Source organism: Streptomyces crystallinus, from assembly GCF_039521265.1.
Taxonomy (GTDB): Bacteria; Actinomycetota; Actinomycetes; order Streptomycetales; family Streptomycetaceae; genus Streptomyces; species Streptomyces crystallinus.
Map to the genome: position 1 here is coordinate 20,412 of NZ_BAAACA010000044.1, position 18,739 is coordinate 39,150.

Below are 18,739 nucleotides of genomic sequence, written 5' to 3' on the forward strand. Positions count from 1 at the left end.
TTTACTTCAGACCGCCGGAGTCGGCGTCCTTGCCGTGACCGCCCTGGTCGGGCGCCTGCTTCGCACCGGGAGTCGCCCCCGGACCGTGGTCGGAGCCCTTCGTACCGGCCGTACCGTCCGTACCGTCCGTACCGGCTGCCGGAGTCTCGTAGTACTTCTCCGTCTCCTTGCGGATGGCCTGGTAGCGGTGGGCCTCGTCCACGTCGATGCCGCCGTAGCCCTTGTCCGCGATGTGCACCGCGATGCCCATGCCCTCGATCTGCTCACCGAAGATCTTGGTGAGCCGCTCCAGGTTCGTACGGACCTTGTCGTACGCCTTGTGCAGCTCGTCCGCCGCCGCGAACCCCGTGCCGTAGGACCCCGGCTGCACCCGCTGGTCGGCGATCTTGGTGTGCCGGGCGGGGGACTTGTCCAGGCTGCGCAGGAGTTCCTCCATGCGGCCCTTGAAGTCGGCGAGGCTCACCCCGTCGACTCCGAGGTCCGGCTTTCCGCCGCCGCCTTTGCCGCCGCTGCCGCCACCGTTCGGCTCGGCCACTGTTCCTCCCCGTGAATTCCCCGCCGGCACCGCTCTGCCACCGGTACCGCAAAACCTCTCTCGCTTCGCCCGTCTCACTCGTCACACTCGTGAAGCGCGCGAAGCATGTGATCACTCTAGTCACTCCGGATTCGGAGCCGAATGAGTATCCGTACTCAAAGATGTCCCAAAGGTGTCCCAGGCTCGCACGGATGTCCCAGGCTCGTACCGAAACCTGTCAGGACCTTTCCGGCACCCCGTTCATCCTCCGCGCGCCGCGTCGCCGGGCGTCCCGCAGCACCGTCGCCGTGCCCGCGACCACCGCCACGAGGAGGGCGGCGATGCCCAACGCGTAGGTGGCGTACCGCTCGTTGCGCTCCTGGGGTGTCTCCGAGAGCGCCAGCTCGGCCACGTCCGGCGCGGCGGCCTTCGGCGGGCCGGGGTCCGGGTGGGCCGCCGCCTGCGGCGGTGAGTCGTCGGTCACCGCGCGGACCGGGTCGACCACGCCCCAACCGACGAAGTTGTCATGGCCGTTGACGGACCGCTCGGCCGTCTGCTCGATGCGCGCGACGATCTGCGCGGCCGTCCACTTCGTCTTCGCGTACGGGTACTTGGCGCGCAGCAGCGCGGCGACCCCGGCGACGTACGGGGCGGAGAAGCTCGTTCCGTTGTCGGAGCACTGGCCGTTGCCCGGCACGGTCGAGACGACGTCGACGCCGGGCGCCGCGACCCCGACGAACGTGCCCGGCTGCGAGAAGACCGCACGCTCGTTGTTGCGGTCCGAGGAGGCGACCGCGAGCACGCCGGGGAAGGCCGCCGGGTAGGTCTCCTTCAGCTTGCCGTCCATGCCGTCGTTGCCCGCCGAAGCGACCACCACGATCTGCTTGTCCAGGGCCCGCCGCACCGCCTTGGCCAGGTCCGATTCGGGCCCCTGCGGCTCGGTCGTGTCCTGCGAGATGTTGATGACGTCGGCGTGCTGGGCGATCGCGTGGTCGATCGCCTTCGCCATGGTGTCCGTCTTGCCGCTGTTCTTCTCGTCGTTCTGGCGGATCGGGATGATCGTGGCCTCGGGCGCGAGGCCCACGAACCCGGTGCCCGCGCGCGGGCGCGCGGCGATGATGCCCGCGACCTTGGTGCCGTGGCCGACCTCGTCGACCGTGCCGCCGGTCTTGCCGCGCTTGTCGTTCTGCTCGCCGGAGGCGTCCTTCTCGGGCTTGAGGTAGTCCGCGCCGCTCTTGGCGTCGACCGCCGGCTTCAGCTGCGGGTTGGCGATGTCGACACCGGTGTCGATGACCGCGACCCGTACGCCCTTGCCCTTGGTGTCCTGCCACAGCTCGTCGAAGAGCACCCGCTGGAGCGACCAGGGGCGGCCCTCGATCTGCTTCTTCATGGGGAAGGTGCACTCGCCGCTGCCGTCGAGGACGGGGGCGGGCCGCGCGGGCACCGGGGAGGCGTACGCGCAGGGGGCGAGCGCCAGCGCGGCGACGGCCGTGGCGGTGGTCACCAACACCGTTTTCCGGAGCTGCTGCCGTACGCGATTCGGCTTCGGGGCTTTCGACACTGGGGCTTTCGACACTGGGTCAGTCCTTCCCTACGAGCCCTGGGGCTGGCGGGCGCTGTTGGTGTCGAGCCGCGGGCCCTTGGACAGGAACTCCGACCAGTTGATGGGGACCAGGGCCGGGGTGACCTTCTCGTATCCGAGGCGCTGCTGGGCCTGGCTGGGCTCGGGGCGGCCGTCGTCCGGCTTCTGCCGGTCGCCGGCGCCGATGTCGGAACGGGCCGCGTCGCTGTCGCCGTTGGCCTGTACCGCGTACCGCAGTCCGGTGTCGGTCACCAGGAAGAGCGAACCGTCGGGGCTGGTCTGCCGGCCCTGCACCTGGGTGTAGAGGAGGCCGGTGCCGGGGGTGACGTAGGTGCTGGTGCCACCCGCGGTGATGGCCGCCGGGTACTCGGTGCCGGCCCAGGTGGAGAGCGTGGTGTTGCCCTTGTCGTCGACCTTGCGCAGCACGCTGCACACGGTGCTGCGCGCGCCCGGGGCGGTGCCGCCCGCGTTGACCTGCTTCGCCCTCTCCTCCGGCCAGTTGTTGGCGGCGCCGAAGTACTCGGGCACCGGCGTGATGTCGCCCGCGTTCACTTTGCTGACGTCGCCGCGCATGCCGAGCCTGGTGGTCTGGGGGGAGTTGAGCACCAGCCAGGCCGTGAAGTCGGAGACGGGCTGCACCTTGCCCTTGAGCACCACGTACTGCTGGCGGCCCGCGCCGGTCGGGGCGCTCAGCACCATCCCGACCTTGTCCTGCTGCGGCGAGAGCCCGCCGCCCGTGCCCGCGGGGGCGCCGACCGTGCCGGGGATCTCCGGGAAGTCGACCGGGGTGCCGTCGCGCAGGGTGGCGAGCCAGTCGTCGGTGACGGGCTGCGGCTGCTCGTCGGCGCCGAACAGGGTACGGGCGAGCAGATCGCCGGAGGCGCCCTTGACCAGGTACTTGGTGCCCTTGGCGTCCACCACGTAACGGGCCTTGTTCTTCTGGCCCTGGACGTACATCACCTGGCCGCCGGTGAGCCGGTGCTTGTCGTCGGTCAGCTTGAAGTCGCGGTCGGCGAAGACGAACGCGGCTTTCTGGACCGAGTCCTTGCCGCCGCCGGGCTGCTCGCAGACCGCCCAGCGCTTGGCCTTGCCGGCCTCGCTCGCGGCGGGCAGCCGGTCCGGGGCGTACGGGATGCCGAGGATCGGGCCGCGCGCGAGCTTGCCCGAGTCCAGGATGTCGTCGCTGACCTGGATGACGTCGAACTTCTGCGGATCGAGCAGCAGGCGCGCCGAGGCCAGGTTGAGCACCGGGTGGAGCAGGACCTTCTTGTCCTTGCCCTTGCCGGTCGACAGGACGACATAGCGGGTCGTCGACTGCTTGCCGACGATCACCTTGGCACCGGGGGTGTCCCAGCCCTGCGGCGCCTTGGGCTTGAACATCCCCCAGGCGCCGAAGCCGGCGAGGCAGAGCGCGGCCACGATCACGCTCGGCACGATGGCCTTCAGCGGACGCGGAGCGCCCTCCTCCGTGCCCGTGGGAGACGGTTGCAGAAACGCCGCCACCGTGCGCTTCTTCGCAAAGGTGTACGCGTTGAGCTCGTCCCGCCGTGATGCCATGCGCCTCTGTCTCTCCCCGCGCGGCCCCCTGGTCGGACCTGGTCCTGCGGTCCCCGGGCCTCGATTGTCAGACCGGCCCCCTACTATGCCTGTTGACCGAGGGTGCCTGTGGGGCGGGTAGGGTGAAGCCGCCGTCAAGACCCCTTGCCGAGCTGGGGGAATCCGGATGTTTTGGGTGCTTGCGCACGATTGGGGGGTGGTGGAGTGATGGCGTCCGCGACGCGTGTGCGGCCTGCTGCCGCCGCCCCTTCGGCCCCCGCCCCGGGAGCCTCCGCACCCCGTCTCAAGGCCCGCCCCGGACACTTCGGGTCGTTCCGACTGCAACAACTCGTGCTGGTGGAGCTCGCCGCCGCCCTGCTGCTCGTCGCATGGGTGATCGACACACTGATGCTGGTGCCGGCCGGTGTGGTCGCCGCGCTGCTGGTGCTGCTCGCCGTCGTCCGCCGCCACCGCCGCTCGCTGCCCGAGTGGCTCGGCACGGTGCTGGCGCTGCGCGCGCGTACGCGCAGGGCGGCGAGCCTGCCCGTCCCGGCGGGCACCGAACCCGGCTTCGCCCCGGTGGTCGAGTGCGACCCGGCCCTGCGGACGTACACGTTCGGCGACCGCGACCGCCGCCCCGTGGGCATGGTGGGCGACGGCACCTTCCTCACCGCCGTGCTCCAGGTCGAGATGGACGCCACGGCGCTGCGCCCCGAGCGCGGCACCCGCCCGCTGCCGGTGGCGCTGGTGCGGGACGCGCTGGAGGTCGACGGGATCCGTCTGGAGTCCGCGCAGATCGTCCAGCACACCCAGCCCGCGCCCGCCCCGCACCTGCCGCAGCAGTCGGTGGCCGCCCGTAACTACGCACCGCTGCAGGCCCAGACGGGATCCCCCGCGGTGCGCCTGACCTGGATCGCGCTCAAGCTCGACCCCGAGCTGTGCGCGGAGGCGGTGGCCGCGCGCGGCGGCGGGCTGACCGGTGCCCAGAAGTGTCTGGTGCGCGCGGCCGACCAGCTGGCGAGCCGGCTCACCGGCGCCGGGTTCCGCGCCACCGTCCTCACCGAGCAGGAGCTGACGGGCGCCATCGCCACCTCGACCTGCGCCAACCCGATGGCGATCACCCAGGCGGGCCGCGCCGGTACGCCGGGGCGGCGCACCGAGGAGACGGCCAGGACCTGGCGGTGCGACGACCGCCGCCACACGACGTACTGGGTGGGCCGCTGGCCCCAACTGGGCGGCGGCGGGGCCGCGATGCCCCAGCTGGTCGCCCTGCTGACCTCGCTCCCCGCGCTCGCCACCACGTTCAGCCTGACGCTGTCCGCCGGCGACCGCCAGGAGGTCACGCTCACCGGCCACATCCGGATAACCGGCCGCAGCGACGAGGAACTGGTCACCGCCCGCCGGGAGCTGGAGCGCACCGCGCGCGGAGTGAAGACCGGCCTGGTGCGCCTGGACCGCGAACAGCTGCCGGGCATGCTGGCCACACTGCCGCTCGGGGGTGCGCGCTGATGACCACGTCCTCTGTCTCTCCCGCTCCCGCGCCCGCCTCCCCGGAGGTACGGCGAGGGCGCGCCCGGCTGGGCTTCGGCCTCCTCGGGCCGCGGCGCGACCGGCACGCGCTCTCCGCCGACCAGGTGGAGGCGCTGGCGCTGCCCGTCGGCGACGACGGCATGGTGATAGGCGTGGACGCCTCGGGCCGCCCCTCGGTCCTCGGCATCAACCGCCCCACGGCGTACGACGTGACGCTCATCGGCGGCCTGTGGACCGCGCAGGTGCTCGCCCTGCGGGCGGCGGCCACGGGCGCGCGCGTGACCGTGGAGACCGGCCGCGCCCCGGCGTGGACGGCGCTCGCCCAGGCGGCGGGCGGCGGCCAGCAGTGCATCGCGCTGCACGACGTGGGCCGGGTGCCTCCGCAGGGCGCCTCCGCCGGATCGCCGGTGGTGGTCGTGCGCGACTGCGGGATGCGTCCGCCGCGCGGCCGCGTGGTCTCCGGGCCGTGGCAGTCGGTGCTGACGCTGCTGCCGTATCTGAGCCCCGTGGCGCCCCGGTTGCTGGAGAAGTCGGACCTGGTCGGAGTGCAGCGGGTGTCGCCGGACGAGGCCGCGCAGATCGGCCGGATCCTGCATCTCCCGCAGGCCGAGACGGAGGCGCTGTCCACGCTGGCGGACGGCGTGACACTGTGGTGCGGTGCCCGCGACCGCCAGTTCGTGATGACCCAGGCCACGGACGCGGAGACCGGACTGCTCGGTTCCGCGCGGCGGATGGACTGAGCGGTCCGCGCCGGGCGCGTTCCGTCACAAGGATCACAAGGAATTGAGCAGGTACGGCCGCTCCTGACCGGCGTAGGTGAACGGTTGTTCACACTCCGGCCACACGGCGACGCCCTGCTGTCACTTGACGGCAGCGTACGGGCACGTCGTGAGGGAAGGGACAGTCGGTGAGGGGTGGCCGGGCCTGCCGGTGCGGTGTTGTCGGCGATTAGGCTGGGACGGCCTGCGAACGAAAGGAATCCGGTGAACAGCGATCAGGACCAGTTCCGCACCGGCGGGAACGCGCGCGACGAGAATCGGTCCGACGCCGATCCCGAGCCCACGGGTGAGTTCACCATCGACTACACCCCGCCCGCCTGGTACACGCAGAACGCGGCGGCGAGCACGGACGCGGTGACGCCGCCTCCCCCGCCGCCCGCCGGGCCGCCGGTCGCGGTGCCCGGCCTGCCCGCCAGCGGCGGCTTCCAGCCGAACTGGACGACCACGCCTCCGCCGCCGGGCCCCGCCCCAGCCGAGGCCGCGCCGGCCGCTGCGCAGACGCCCGCCGAGCCGCAGCCGTTCGGCGGCGGCGACATCGAGAGCGGCGCGACGATGCGGTTCTCGCCGGGCTCGCTGAAGCGGGAGCTGGCGGAGCGGCTGGCGGCGGCGGACGCGGCGAAGTCCGAGGCGGCGGAGGCGGAGGCGGCCTCGGGCTCTGGCTCTGGCTCGGAGGCGGGTGCGCCTACGGGTGCGGCGGCCGACACCGGCGTGGCCGATGCCGCTGCCTCCCCCGCGCCTGTCGCGGAGGACGAGTCTGCCGAGCCTGCCGAGGCGGCTGTCACGGAGGAGACCGCCGCGGGGAGCGCTGCTCCGGACGCCGTTGCGGAGACTGATGCCGGTGCCGACCGTACGGACAAGGCCGAGGCCGAGGCTGCTGCCTCGGTACCGGGTGGAGCCGAGGGCGCGGCGCCGGAGGCGGACGCGGTTGCGGGGCAGCCCGAGCCCACCGCCGTCGCTGAGCCGAGTGAGGCGGCGCCGGTGGCGCCCGTCGCCGATGCCGCGCCCGCTCCGGCGCCCGCCGACCGGGCCCCCAGCGAGCCCGACGACTCCGGGGACTACGTCACCGCCGCACCGGTGGCCCCCGCCGCTCCCGCTCCCGCACCGCCGGTGGCCGAGCCGGTCGACGCCGTGGCCGCGCAGGCAGCCCCGGAGGCCGCACCGGCCGACGCCGTGCCCGCCGTGGCGGACGCGGCCCCGCAGGACGCTGTGCCGCAGGGCTCGCCCGGTGCTCCCGTCGCCCCGGCCGACCAGCCGTGGGCCGCGCAGACCCAGCAGCCCGCTCAGCAGGCCGGGCTGCCGCCGTTGCCGCCCGCGTACCAGCCCGCCGCGCCCACGGCTGCCCCGCAGTGGCCGGTGCCGGCGCCGCAGCAGCCGCAGGCTGGGCAGCCCGCGTGGCCGCTGCCGCAGGGCGACCAGCCGCCGATCCCGGGTGCGCCGGGCGTTCCGGGCGCTCCGCAGCCCGTACCGCCGACGGCTCAGCAGGGCGGCTTCCCGGCACCCCAGCCGAACGCGCCGGGCCCGCAGGGCGGTTACGGCTTCCCGCAGCCCGGCACACCGAACGCCCAGACCCCCGGCCAGGCCCCGACTCCTGCCCCGGCTCCGGCCGCCCCCAACACCCCGGCGCCGCAAGGCGGTTACGGGTTCCCGCAGCCGGGCACACCGGGCGCTCCGACCCCGGCCCCGCAGGGTGCGTACGGGTTCCCGCAGCCCGGTACGCCCGGTACGCCCAGTACGCCCAGTACGCCCGGCGCGCCGACTCCGCCTGCCGACCCCAACTCCCCTGCCCCGCAGGGTGGTTACGGGTTCCCGCAGCCCACCCCGGCCCAGGCCCAGGCCCCGGCCGCGCCGCAGGCGCCCCAGCCCCCCGCCCCCGCCCCCCAGGGCGGCTACGGCTTCCCCCAGCAGCAGGCTCAGCCCCCGGCGCCCGCGCAGGCTCAGCCTCAGCCTCCGGCCCAGTCGCAGGCCCAGCCGTTGCCGCAGGCTCAGCCGCCCGCCGGGCCCGTGGACCCGCGGACCGGGGCCGGGTGGCCCTCCCCCGTCGCGCACGACCAGCGCGAGCGTTCCGTACCGGGTGCGCCGCTCGGGTACACCGCGGCCGTGGAGCTCTCCTCCGACCGGTTGCTGCGCAACAACAAGCAGAAGGCGAAGAGCAGCCGCAACCCGGGCGGCGCCTCGCGCTTCAAGTTCGGCAGCAAGAAGGAGGAGGCCGAGCGGCAGCAGAAGCTCAACCTCATCCGTACGCCCGTGCTCTCGTGCTACCGGATCGCCGTCATCTCCCTCAAGGGCGGCGTCGGCAAGACGACGACCACGACGGCGCTCGGCGCGACGCTGGCCACCGAGCGGCAGGACAAGATCCTCGCGATCGACGCCAACCCCGACGCCGGCACGCTCGGCCGCCGGGTGCGCCGCGAGACCGGGGCGACCATCCGCGACCTGGTCCAGGCGATCCCGTACCTCAACTCGTACATGGACATCCGCCGGTTCACCTCGCAGGCGCCGTCCGGGCTGGAGATCATCGCCAACGACGTCGACCCGGCCGTGTCCACGACGTTCAACGACGAGGACTACCGGCGGGCGATAGACGTCCTGGGCAAGCAGTACCCGATCATCCTCACGGACTCGGGTACGGGTCTGCTGTACTCGGCGATGCGCGGCGTCCTCGACCTCGCGGACCAGTTGATCATCATCTCGACCCCGTCGGTGGACGGCGCCTCCAGCGCGTCGACGACCCTGGACTGGCTCTCCGCGCACGGGTACGCCGACCTCGTCCAGCGCTCGCTCACCGTCATCTCCGGCGTCCGCGAGACCGGCAAGATGATCAAGGTGGACGACATCGTCCAGCACTTCCAGACGCGGTGCCGCGGGGTCGTGGTGGTCCCGTTCGACGAGCATCTGTCGGCGGGCGCGGAGGTCGACCTCGACATGATGCGGCCGAAGACGCGCGAGGCGTACTTCAACCTGTCGGCGCTGGTGGCGGAGGACTTCGTACGGGCTCAGCAGCAGCAGGGGCTGTGGACGGGGGACGGGGTCAATCCGCCGCCGCACATGGCTCCGCCGATGCCGGGGCAGTACGCGCCGCCCGTGCCCGGGCAGGGCGTTCCCGGCCAGGCCGCCCCGGGGCAGCCGTTCCCCGCTCAGCCGCAGCCGCAGCCGCAGCCGCAGCCGCAGCCGCAACCGTACCCGCACCCGCAGGCGCCTCAGCCGTACGGGCAGCAGCCCCCGCAGGGATGGCAGCAGCCGCCCCAGCAGTAGTCCGGCAACACCGAGGGGCCCGTACCGTCTTGGCGACGGTACGGGCCCCTCGGGCTGTAAGCCTCTTTTTCGTCTGCGGACCGTGGACGGCTGGTCGCGCAGTTCCCCGCGCCCCTGACCCCGTACTCGTCTGCGGGCCGTGGCCGCTTCTCGCGCAGTTCCCCGCGCCCCTCAAGGGGACGGGGCGAGGTACTACCGATGCGCGGCCAGTGCTCTCCGGGCGCCCACCTCCGACGGCAGCTCCCGTACGAACGTCGCCGCGCACAAGGTGCCCAGCAGCCAGGCGAACAGGGGGGCCAGGAACGGGAGTGCCAGCAGGACCAGGGCTCGCCAGGGGCTGCTGAGGGCGGTGCCGACCTCGCGCTGGCCGGTGCGGTGGGCCCTCCAGGACTCCTCCGGTGAAGCCACCTGCGCCAGCTTCTCCCGCATCTGGCGCCGGGCCCGGATCCAGCCCCAGGCCGCCGAGCCGAGGCACAGCGCCGCCATGGCGGTCCACAGGAGGAGCGGCCACACGCCGGGGAGGCCGTTCACCGTATCGCCGAAGGCGATGAGCAGCACGGCCAGCATCACGCTCATGACCAAGAGCACGAAGGCTCCCAGCGCGATCCTGCGCGCCCAGTAACCCGCGCCCCGCCGGTACCAACTCCTGCCCAGCATGGGCAACTTGGCCGGGGCCGGGGCCGCTCGCTCAGAAGAGACCCTTGAAACCATTCCACGCCTTCTTCCCCAGGTCCGCCGCGTCGTCCCCGAGCCGCTCGATGTCCTTGCCGGTGTCCGACAGGACATTGCCGCTGCCGTGCCAGAGTCCGCCGATGACGCCGTGGTCGTGGATGTCCTCGCTCCAGTGCTCGTGGAACGCCTCGTCGAGCAGGTCGGTCGCGCCGATGACGACCGCGCCACCGACCCCGGCGACCACCGCCACCGGCACGGTGACCTCCGCGCTCGCCGCCAGGGCCACCCCGGCCGCGGTGGCTGCCGCGCCCGCCGCGAGGCCTCCCAGCGCCGCACCCCCGTCCACCACCACCGAATGCGTCCACGACCAGCCCTTGTCGTGGTCGTCCTTCGCCTCCAAAAGGCCGCAGACACTGGCCGCGGCGACGTCGACGACCGGGATCTCCTTGAGGAAGTCGGGGAGCTTCTCCAGGCCCTTGCCCAGCCGCAGCGCGTCCGCCGCGTCCACGACCTTCACGTTGAGCGCGTGGTCGTAGGGCAGCGCCGAGCTGCCGTGCTCGGCGCGGGCGATGTCGGTCTCCAGGCTGTCGAGCTTGGTGAGCGCGTCCTTGTAGGCGAGCCTGGCCGGGGAGTCCTTGGGGAGGGTCCTGCCCTGCTTCTGCCAGTCCTTGCGCTCGGCCCGCAGGTCCTTCTTCGCCTCGTCCGCCTCCTTCTTGGCGGCGTCCAGCTTGTCGGCGGCGTCATGGCCCTTGACCCGGGTGCGCTCGGAGTCGTACGCGTACAGGCCGCGCAGATAGTCGGCGATGGTGACCTTGTCCCCGGGCGACACCTTGGAGGTGTCCTCCTCGTACAGCTTGTTCAGCGCCTCGGCCGCGTCGAGGCGGGCCTGCTGGGCGGTGTGCAGGATCTCGTCGCGTACGGTCCCGTAGTCGTGGAGCGCGTCGATCGCCTTCTGCTCGGTGGCGCTGGGCGGGTTGTTGGTCATCAGCTGGCCGGGTACGCCCTTGGGGCCCATGGGGACGCCCGCCTTCACGGCCACGTCCTCGGCGTTCTGGAGCGCGCTCTCGGCCGAGGAGAGGTGGTCGGCCAGGTCCGTGAGGATCTCGCTGGTCGCGTGGACCAGCTCCGCGAAACCGCCCGCGGTGAGCGCGTCCTCGCTCCACTTGGCGCGGAACGACTCGGCCGCCTCGCCCTCCCAGGCCGCGTCCTTGGCCAGTTGCTCGACGACCGTGCCGAGCGGCTTCACGATCGATTCGAGGTCGTGCTTGGCGTTCTTGTAGGCGTCGCCCATCGCGCGGATGCCGCCGATGTCCCCGCCCACCCAGCTGTCGCTCACCGCGCGCCCTTCACATCAGGTCTTCGAAGAGGCCGTGCACGTCGATGTCGTTGCGCTGCATCGAGTCGTGCGCGTACTTCACCTTGTCGCTGTTGTCGTCGAGCCGGTCCGCCAGCTTGTCGTGCAGGCCCGCTATCAGGTCGGCCATCGACTTGATCGCCGCGTCGCACCCGGGGTCGCCCGAACCGGCCACCGCGGGCTTCACGTTGGCGTGCATGCCCCGGTAGACACCGGCTTCCTTGTGGAAGGTGGACGCCATCGAGTCGAGGTCGCCCAGGATGACCTTCACATCGGCGCTCATGCCCCTGCCCCGCTCTCTCCGTACGTACGCTCCAGGTCCTCAGGCCGCCATCTGCGGCCGCCCGGCGCCACCTCCGGGTCGAGGCGCACCTTCGGCAGCCGGGCCTCGCGCATCGCCTCCGCGAACGGGCCGAGGGACAGGGCGATCCAGGGCTGCATCGGGCCCAGCGCCTCGACCAGCTTCGCCACGGTGCTGAAGGCCACCGGGACCGGTGGTCCCGAGGGCGGCCGCAGCAGTTCGAAGTCGACGCGCGGGGCGGCGCCCCCGGCCGGATAGCGCGGGTGGGCCGGGACGAAGACCGGCGTGTGGTACGGCGGGACGCCTGGTTGCGCGCTCTTGGCCACGTCGACGCCGACGATGCCGAGGATCCGGGACACTCGTGGTTCAGCCACGTGTCTCAACTTATGCGCCGCCGCGATCCGTCAATACGACGAAAACCGCCCAAAGCCTTCACCCATGGTCAATGGATGCCAGGTCTTGGGCGGTTTCTGGTCGCTGGTTGACCAGCGTTTGACCGGTCCTAGGCGCCGCGCGCCTCGTCCGCCTCGATCAGTTCCGTCGAGCGCTTCACATCGCGGGCGATCGCTTCGAGCAGCGCCTCGATCGACTCGAACTTCTCCTGGCCGCGGACGTAGGCGAGGAAGTCGACGGCGACGTGCAGCCCGTACAGATCGAGCCCGACGCGGTCGATCGCGTACGCCTCGACCGTGCGCTCGGTGCCGTCGAACTGCGGGTTGGTGCCGACCGAGATCGCGGCGGGCATCCGCTCGCCGTCCGCGGTGAGCCAGCCGGCGTAGACGCCGTCCGCGGGGATCGCGGTGTGCGGCAGGGTCTCCACGTTCGCGGTCGGGTAGCCCAGCTCGCGGCCGCGCTGCGCGCCGCGCACCACGACGCCCTCGACCCGGTGCGGGCGGCCCAGGATCTCGGCGGCGCCCGCCACGTCGCCCTCGGCGACCAGGCGCCGGGTCAGGGTCGAGGAGAACGGCTGCCCGCCGCCCGCCTCGCCGCTGACGAAGAGGTCGATGACGTCCACCTCGTAGTCGTACGTCTCGCCCAGCTCGGCGAGGAACGCCACGTTCCCGGCCGCCTTGTGGCCGAAGCGGAAGTTGGGGCCCTCCACGACCACGCGCGCGTGCAGCTTGTCGACCAGCGCCTTGACCACGAACTCGGCCGGCGACAGCTTGGAGAACTCGCTGGTGAACGGGAGGATCAGCAGCGCGTCCACACCGAGGTCCGCCATCAGCTCGGCGCGCCGGTGGTGCGGGGCGAGCAGCGGCGGGTGGCTGCCGGGGCGCACGACCTCGCTGGGGTGCGGGTCGAAGGTCACCACGACCGAGGGGATGCCCAGCTCACGGGCGCGCTCCACGGCCCGCCCGATGATCACCTGATGACCGCGGTGCACCCCGTCGTAGGAGCCGATGGTGACGACGCTGCGTCCCCAGTCCTGGGGAATGTCCTCCAAGCCACGCCAGCGCTGCACTGTGACCGCTCCTCGCCCGAAACTCGCCCGAAATCCGAACCCGTGTACGTGAGAGTCGACCTCTCACACAGGTCTAAGACTGCCATGCCCGGCGGGCTCGGCCCTCATCGGCATGGGCACCGCAAGTGTCTCGACCGTGCGGCGGGCGCTCGGGCCGATCACGGCCGACCACTCGTGCGGCGCCTGGAGCAGCCAGCCCGCCACCTGAACGGCGAATTCCGGTACTTCCCTGGCCAGCTCGACGACCCGCCGGTCGAAGCAGGAGGCCCCTTCGGGAGTCCGGGTCAGTAGCAGCCCGGTGCGGTGGACGAGGTCGCGGGTGCGGGCCTCGGGGCGCGCGTCGGCGCCCAGCGCCGCGGCCCTCAGCAGGGCGTGCAGGACCGCCGGGTCCCGCGACTCGTACCGCTCGTACTCGAGGAGTACGTCCAGGAGCTCGGCGCGCAGGGGGCGCGAGGTGCGGCTGCCGGGGGCGGCGAGCACCGGCGCGAGCGCCCGGCGCAGCTGGGGGGAACATCCGCGCAGTACGGAGGTGACCAGCGGGAAGAGCACGGCGCGGGCCGCCGGTCCGTACTCCAGGCGGCGCTCTACGAACGCGGCGGTGTGGGCGGCGCCCTCGGGGTGGCGGTCCGCGTAGCCGCGGACGAGTGCGGCCGCGCGGCGGGCGAGCGCGGGCGTGTTGATCTCGGCGAGCGCCTCCAGCACCTCGGCCGCGCCGTCGCCCGGCTGCTCCAGGCGCGCCTGGAAGGCGGCGAGCACCGGCTCGGGGTGGGTGGCGAGGGCGGCGATGAGCGCGGTGGCGGGCAGCCGCGGGTCGCCGCCCGCGTACCGGGCGAGCGTCTTGTCGAGGTAGCGGGCGCGGGTGCGCGGGTCGCGGACGAGCAGCCCGAGCGCGGCGCCGTGCAGCGGGGTGTCGGCGGACCGGGCGAGCAGGGCGAGCGCGGCGTAGCGCAGCAGGTCGCGGTCGGCGCCGGTGGTGACGTACGGCGCGACGCGCGGCCCGTACGCGGCGGCCGCCACCCGGCGCTCGGGCCGGTCGTCGTGCGCCCAGCGGTCCACGGCCCGGCAGAGCGCGGACGGCTCGTCCTCGGCGAGCGCGGCCAGCAGTTCGTCGGCGCGCGCGTGCGCGGTGGCGACCAGCGCCTCGGTGAGGTCGTCGATGGCCAGCGAGCGGCGGGCGTAGAGCAGCGCCTGCGCGGCCCCGGCCACCGTCGGGCGCATCTCGCTGCCCGGCGGCGCGGGCAGCGGCCGCTCGTCGGTGAACCACCGGCACAGCAGCGGCTGTACGCTCCGGGGCTCGGCCGCGAGCCGCCGGTCCACGGCGTCCAGGTACCGCTCCCACTCCGGCGCCGCGCCCGGTGCCCCGTCGGCGGGCACCAGGCGCCGCATCAGCTCGATGCGGCGGTCGTCGCCGATCCGCAGCCGCTGCCAGAACCACGGCCCGAACGCGCCCAGCACCCCCAGGTGTTCCGGCCCGCCCGCGCTCACCGACCGCTCGCTGATCCGGTCCGCGAGCACCCGCAGCACCCGCAGATACGGGCGGGGCTCGGGCACCCTCAGCAGCGTCTGCGCGAGCAGGTGCACGGCCCACCAGCCGGCGTCGTCCGTCCGGTCCGGCTCGCCCGTCCCGGGCCCGGCCGCCACCAGCCGGTCGAGCGCGTCGACCAGCTTCTCCAGCCGGGGCGCGAGCCGGTCGGCGCCGTGCTCGCGGTCGAGCAGCAGCAGGGCCTGGAGGACCGGGCCGACGCGGTGCCGGGGCACGGGCAGGGTGCGCGGCTCGTCCCGCGGGGGCGCGGGCTCCGCCCCGGGCGCGGGCGGCGGCGGACCCGGCCGGAACCTCTTCCCCCGCCTGCCGTCCTCGCGGCGGGGGGAGCGGCGCTGGTCGGGAACGACCCGTGGCGGCGCCCCGGTGGCATCCGGCGGCGCGGCAGCGTCCGGTCCCGCACCCCCCGCGCCCCGCGAACCCGGCGGTGGCGGTACGTACGCCGTGCCGTCACCGTCCGGGCCGCTGGTGCCCGGGCGGGAGGGCAGCCGGGCCGGGGCGCGGTCCTCGGCGGCGGGCGCGTCCTCGCACCAGCGGTGGACCAGGGCGTGCAGGGCCGCGTCCAGGTCGAGGTGGGCGGCCTGGAGCCAGTCGGCCAGCTCCTCGTGGGCGAAGCGGTAGCCGGAGCCCGCCGGGACCAGCAGGCCCTCGGTGAGGACGGCCGAGGCCCAGCCGGTGCGCCAGGGGAAGATCTCCTCGAAGTTCTCGCGGTCCAGCTCGCCCTGGCCCGGGCCCAGACAGCGCCGGGCCGCCTCGTGGACGCGGCCCGCGACCCGCGCGGCCAGCCGCCGCACCGCCGTGCCGCGCAGCGGGGGGCGCCGGGCGGCCGCCAGCCGTACCGCGATGCGCAGACACATCAGATCCAGATGGGCGGCGAAGACGTCCTCGCGCCCGGGCCGCCCCGGCACCTCCCCCGGCAGCGCGTCCCGCACCTCGGAGAGCAGCCGCAGGGTCAGCGGATGGCGCCCGGCCCCCTCCGCGAGCGCCCCCTCCGGGATGCCGTAGCGCTCGCGGGCCCGGGCGGCCTCCTTGCGGGAGAGGTCGCCGATGCGCACGGCGTGCGGCAGCCGGGCCGCCTCGGCCGGGTGCAGCGCGTCCGGCGGGTAGAGCGCCCCGGCCTGCTCCCAGTGCTCGGGGCGGCAGGCGACCACGAGCCTCGCCCCGGCCGCCCGCAGCCACGCCGCCGTCCCGGCCGTCCACTCGGCCAGCCGGTACGCGAGGACGGGCGGCATCTCCTCGGGCCCGTCCAGCAGGACGAGCAGCGGGCGCCCCGCCTCGAAGGCGAGCCGGGCCACCCGGTCGGGGGTGGCGCACTCCATGTCGCCGGGCGCCCCGGCGGCCGCCACGATCCGGCCCGCCTGGCGCAGCGCCCGCGCCACGGCGTCGGCCACCGAGGAGTCGCCCGCGCGCAGGTCCGCGCCGCGCAGCCACACCGTGGGGGCGGGCTCGGCGCCCCGGGCGCGGCGGGCGGCGAGGGCGGCCAGCTCGGTGGTGCGGCCGGTGCCGGGGTCCCCGACCAGGCCGAGCACCCGGGCGGTGCCGGCCGCGAAGTCCGTGAAGTGCCGTACGGTCAGACGCCGTTCGACCGGGTCCTGGCGCTCGCCGGGTCCGCCCGCCGAGCCGACCGAGGTCGCGGTGAGCTGGAGCGCGCCCGCCAGGTTCAGATCCTCGCCGTACGCGGGCACGGTCGCCGCGTTGCGCCGCAGCAGCTCCTGGAGCGGGCCCCGGTCGGGGCGCAGCGGCACCGCGAACCCGGCCGCGCGGTGCGCCGCGTGCAGGGCGGTGCCGAGCACCCCGAGCACCGCGCCCGTCGCCGCGTCCAGGACCGGCCCGCCCGCCGCCTCGCCGCCGAGCCGCAGCGCGTCGGCGCCCTCGGTGCCGATCGCCAACTCCAGCGCGCAGCCCAGCAGATGGAAGCGGTCGGTGGCGGTGTAGGTGACGGGCGACTCGCCGAGCACCCGCGCCTCGCGCCAGCCGTGCGCGGCGATGCGTACATATGTGCCCGCCGTGACCGACTCCCGGGCGGCCACCGGCAGCGGCCGCACGTCCAGCCCCTCGGTGCGCACCAGCGCGAGATCGGCCTCCGGCAGCGGGGTGACGGCGTCGGCCTCGGCGAGGCAGGTGCGCTCGCCGGGCGCGTGCAGCACCACCCTGGTGAGCCCGTCCACCACCTCGTGGCTGGTGACCACGGTGCCGCGGTCGTCGGCGACGAAGCCGGTGCCCCGGGTACGTCCCGCCAGATCGCAGATCCGTACCAGCGTCTCCCGGCCCCCGTCACCGTCCCCGCGTCCCATGTCCGAAACGGTAGTTCTGGGATGATCCGCCCGAGAAGAACGCGCGGCGAAAGCGCCCCCCAGTGCACCCCTCTTTCACTACGAGCGCCTGCCCGCGGGGGTGAAAACACCGGTGGCGGGCTCGCAAGGAGCCCGCCACACGTTTGAGATCCCGGGACGGGTCCCGGCCGGGACACGCCTAGCCGAACACCGCCAGGCTCTTCGCCTTGCCGCGCTGGCTCTCCACCAGCGCGAGCAGCTTCTCCCCGGGGCCGTAGACGGCGACCGGCTTGCCGCTCTCGTACACCTCGGGCATGTCCAGGCGCACCCCGTTCAGGAGCAGCCCGGCGCGGCGCTCGTCGACGTCCCAACGAGCGAAGGCGGCGGCCGCGGCCTCGGCGACGGGCATCACCGTCAGCTCCTCCTGGAGCTGGTCGAGCGTGCGCGCCGCGTCCAGGCCGTAGGGGCCGACCCGGGTGCGCCGCAGCGCCGTCAGATGCCCGCCGACGCCGAGCCCGGCGCCCAGGTCACGGGCGAGGGCGCGGATGTACGTACCCGAGGAGCAGACCACCGAGACGACCAGGTCGACGACGGGGGTGCCGTCCTCGGCCACCGCCTCGCGCACGTCGTAGACGCGGAACGAGGAGACGGTCACCGGCCGGGCCGGGATCTCGAAGTCCTCGCCGCCGCGCACGCGCGCGTAGGAGCGCTTGCCGTCGATCTTGATGGCCGAGACCTTCGACGGGACCTGCATGATGGCGCCGGTCAGCGCCGCGACACCGGCGTCGATGCCCTCGCGGGTCACCTTCGAGGCGTCGGTGGACGAGGTGATCTCGCCCTCCGCGTCGTCGGTGACGGTGTCCTGGCCGAGGCGGATCGTACCGAGGTACTCCTTCTCGGTCAGAGCGAGGTGCCCGAGCAGCTTGGTGGCCCGCTCGACGCCCAGGACGAGCACGCCCGTCGCCATCGGGTCGAGCGTGCCCGCGTGGCCGACCCGGCGGGTCCTGGCGATCCCGCGCATCTTGGCCACGACGTCGTGCGAAGTGAAGCCGGACGGCTTGTCCACGATGACAAGCCCGTCCGGCGTCCGGTTCTGGCTCATTCGGCGGCGGTACCCTCGTCGTCCTCGTCACCGGGCTTCTTGTACGGGTCGGCGTCGCCGGCGTACTTGGCGCCCGAGGAGACCTCGCGCACCGCGGCGTCGGAGGCCCGCGCCTTGTCGAGCAGGTCCTCGATCGTCTTGGCGTTCTCCGGGAGGGCGTCCGCCACGAACGTCAGGGTCGGCGTGAACTTGGTGCCGGCGGCGGCGCCGACCGCGGAGCGCAGGATGCCCTTGGCGCTCTCCAGCCCGGCGGCCGCGCTGGCCCGGTCCTCGTCGTCGCCGTAGACCGTGTAGAAGACCGTGGCCTCCCGCAGGTCGCCGGTGACCCTGGTGTCCGTGATGGTCACATGCGTACCGAGGCGCGGGTCCTTGATGCCGCGCTGCAGCTTCTGGGCGACCACCTCCCGGATGAGGTCCGCCAGCTTCTTCGCCCGCGCGTTGTCGGCCACTGGTCCTTCTCCTTCTTTGCCTTGCTTCGAGCTCAGGTTTCAGTCTTCGTCACTGTGGAGCCTGCGTCGCACCGACAGCAGCTCCACCTCCGGCCGGGCGGCGACCAAACGCTCGCACCGGTCCAGTACGTCTGTGAGGTGCCCCGTGTCGCCGGACACCACCGCCAGGCCGATCTCGGCCCTGCGATGGAGGTCCTGGCCGCCGACCTCCGCCGCGCTCACCGCGTACTTGCGCTGGAGCTCGGCCACGATCGGCCGGACGACGGAGCGTTTTTCCTTCAGCGACCGTACGTCGCCGAGAAGCAGATCGAAGGACAGTGTCCCCACATACATAAGTGTCCGGATATCCCGCCGGTCCGGGGTAGGTGGCCCCACCAACGACTTGGCGGGGAC

At 73.7% G+C, this 18,739-nt stretch carries 15 protein-coding genes; 3 read left to right on the forward strand and 12 right to left on the reverse strand.

What is annotated here, in order from left to right; genetic code table 11:
- Window position 1: 1 nt before the first annotated feature.
- The 3 genes from ABD236_RS29790 to eccB all read right to left on the reverse strand — a co-directional run bounded on the left by ABD236_RS29790 (window position 2) and on the right by eccB (window position 3,653).
- A complete protein-coding gene (locus ABD236_RS29790; RefSeq protein ID WP_344078988.1) occupies window positions 2-535 on the reverse strand; it encodes a hypothetical protein in 534 nt (177 codons plus the stop codon).
- 217 nt (window positions 536-752) lie between these two features.
- Window positions 753-2,018 carry a type VII secretion-associated serine protease mycosin gene (gene mycP, locus ABD236_RS29795; protein WP_425543988.1) on the reverse strand — a complete coding sequence of 422 codons (1,266 nt, stop codon included), beginning with the start codon at window positions 2,016-2,018 and terminating at the stop codon, window positions 753-755.
- An 87-nt stretch (window positions 2,019-2,105) separates the two neighbouring features.
- The gene (gene eccB, locus ABD236_RS29800; RefSeq protein WP_344078990.1) at window positions 2,106-3,653 is read right to left on the reverse strand and encodes a type VII secretion protein EccB; all 1,548 of its coding nucleotides are present in this window, start codon (window positions 3,651-3,653) and stop codon (window positions 2,106-2,108) included.
- A gap of 207 nt (window positions 3,654-3,860) precedes the next feature.
- Here eccB and eccE point away from each other — a divergent pair, with 207 nt between their 5' ends.
- The 3 genes from eccE to ABD236_RS29815 all read left to right on the forward strand — a co-directional run bounded on the left by eccE (window position 3,861) and on the right by ABD236_RS29815 (window position 9,193).
- A complete protein-coding gene (gene eccE, locus ABD236_RS29805) occupies window positions 3,861-5,141 on the forward strand; it encodes a type VII secretion protein EccE (RefSeq protein ID WP_344078992.1) in 1,281 nt (426 codons plus the stop codon).
- Window positions 5,141-5,902 carry a hypothetical protein gene (locus ABD236_RS29810; RefSeq protein WP_344078994.1) on the forward strand — a complete coding sequence of 254 codons (762 nt, stop codon included), beginning with the start codon at window positions 5,141-5,143 and terminating at the stop codon, window positions 5,900-5,902. Before eccE ends, ABD236_RS29810 begins: the two co-directional genes overlap by 1 nt.
- Window positions 5,903-6,145: 243 nt before the next feature.
- Window positions 6,146-9,193 (forward strand): SCO5717 family growth-regulating ATPase, encoded by a 3,048-nt coding sequence (locus tag ABD236_RS29815; protein WP_344078996.1) that lies wholly within the window; start codon window positions 6,146-6,148, stop codon window positions 9,191-9,193.
- Window positions 9,194-9,385: 192 nt separating this feature from the next.
- Here ABD236_RS29815 and ABD236_RS29820 read toward each other — a convergent pair whose 3' ends face one another.
- The 9 genes from ABD236_RS29820 to ABD236_RS29860 form a co-directional block, all read right to left on the reverse strand.
- The gene (locus ABD236_RS29820) at window positions 9,386-9,769 is read right to left on the reverse strand and encodes a hypothetical protein (RefSeq protein WP_344078998.1); all 384 of its coding nucleotides are present in this window, start codon (window positions 9,767-9,769) and stop codon (window positions 9,386-9,388) included.
- Between the two features lie 112 nt (window positions 9,770-9,881).
- Window positions 9,882-11,201 carry a WXG100 family type VII secretion target gene (locus tag ABD236_RS29825; RefSeq protein ID WP_344079000.1) on the reverse strand — a complete coding sequence of 440 codons (1,320 nt, stop codon included), beginning with the start codon at window positions 11,199-11,201 and terminating at the stop codon, window positions 9,882-9,884.
- 10 nt (window positions 11,202-11,211) lie between these two features.
- Entirely contained in the window at window positions 11,212-11,502 is a 291-nt protein-coding gene (locus ABD236_RS29830) for a DUF6317 family protein (protein ID WP_344079002.1), read from the reverse strand.
- A complete protein-coding gene (locus ABD236_RS29835) occupies window positions 11,499-11,894 on the reverse strand; it encodes an SAV_915 family protein (RefSeq protein WP_344079004.1) in 396 nt (131 codons plus the stop codon). The genes ABD236_RS29830 and ABD236_RS29835 overlap by 4 nt, the downstream gene beginning before the upstream one ends.
- Window positions 11,895-12,022: 128 nt before the next feature.
- Window positions 12,023-12,982: a bifunctional riboflavin kinase/FAD synthetase gene (locus ABD236_RS29840; protein ID WP_344079006.1), complete on the reverse strand. Its 960-nt coding sequence runs from the start codon at window positions 12,980-12,982 to the stop codon at window positions 12,023-12,025.
- Window positions 12,983-13,045: 63 nt separating this feature from the next.
- The gene (locus tag ABD236_RS29845; protein ID WP_344079008.1) at window positions 13,046-16,816 is read right to left on the reverse strand and encodes a trypsin-like peptidase domain-containing protein; all 3,771 of its coding nucleotides are present in this window, start codon (window positions 16,814-16,816) and stop codon (window positions 13,046-13,048) included.
- Window positions 16,817-16,994: 178 nt separating this feature from the next.
- Window positions 16,995-17,897: a tRNA pseudouridine(55) synthase TruB gene (gene truB / locus ABD236_RS29850; protein WP_344079011.1), complete on the reverse strand. Its 903-nt coding sequence runs from the start codon at window positions 17,895-17,897 to the stop codon at window positions 16,995-16,997.
- Window positions 17,894-18,346, reverse strand: a complete 453-nt coding sequence (gene rbfA / locus ABD236_RS29855; protein ID WP_067164900.1) for a 30S ribosome-binding factor RbfA — start codon at window positions 18,344-18,346, stop codon at window positions 17,894-17,896. Before rbfA ends, truB begins: the two co-directional genes overlap by 4 nt.
- A gap of 39 nt (window positions 18,347-18,385) precedes the next feature.
- Window positions 18,386-18,679, reverse strand: coding sequence for a DUF503 domain-containing protein (locus ABD236_RS29860; RefSeq protein WP_344079014.1), 294 nt, complete (start codon window positions 18,677-18,679; stop codon window positions 18,386-18,388).
- Window positions 18,680-18,739: the final 60 nt, after the last annotated feature.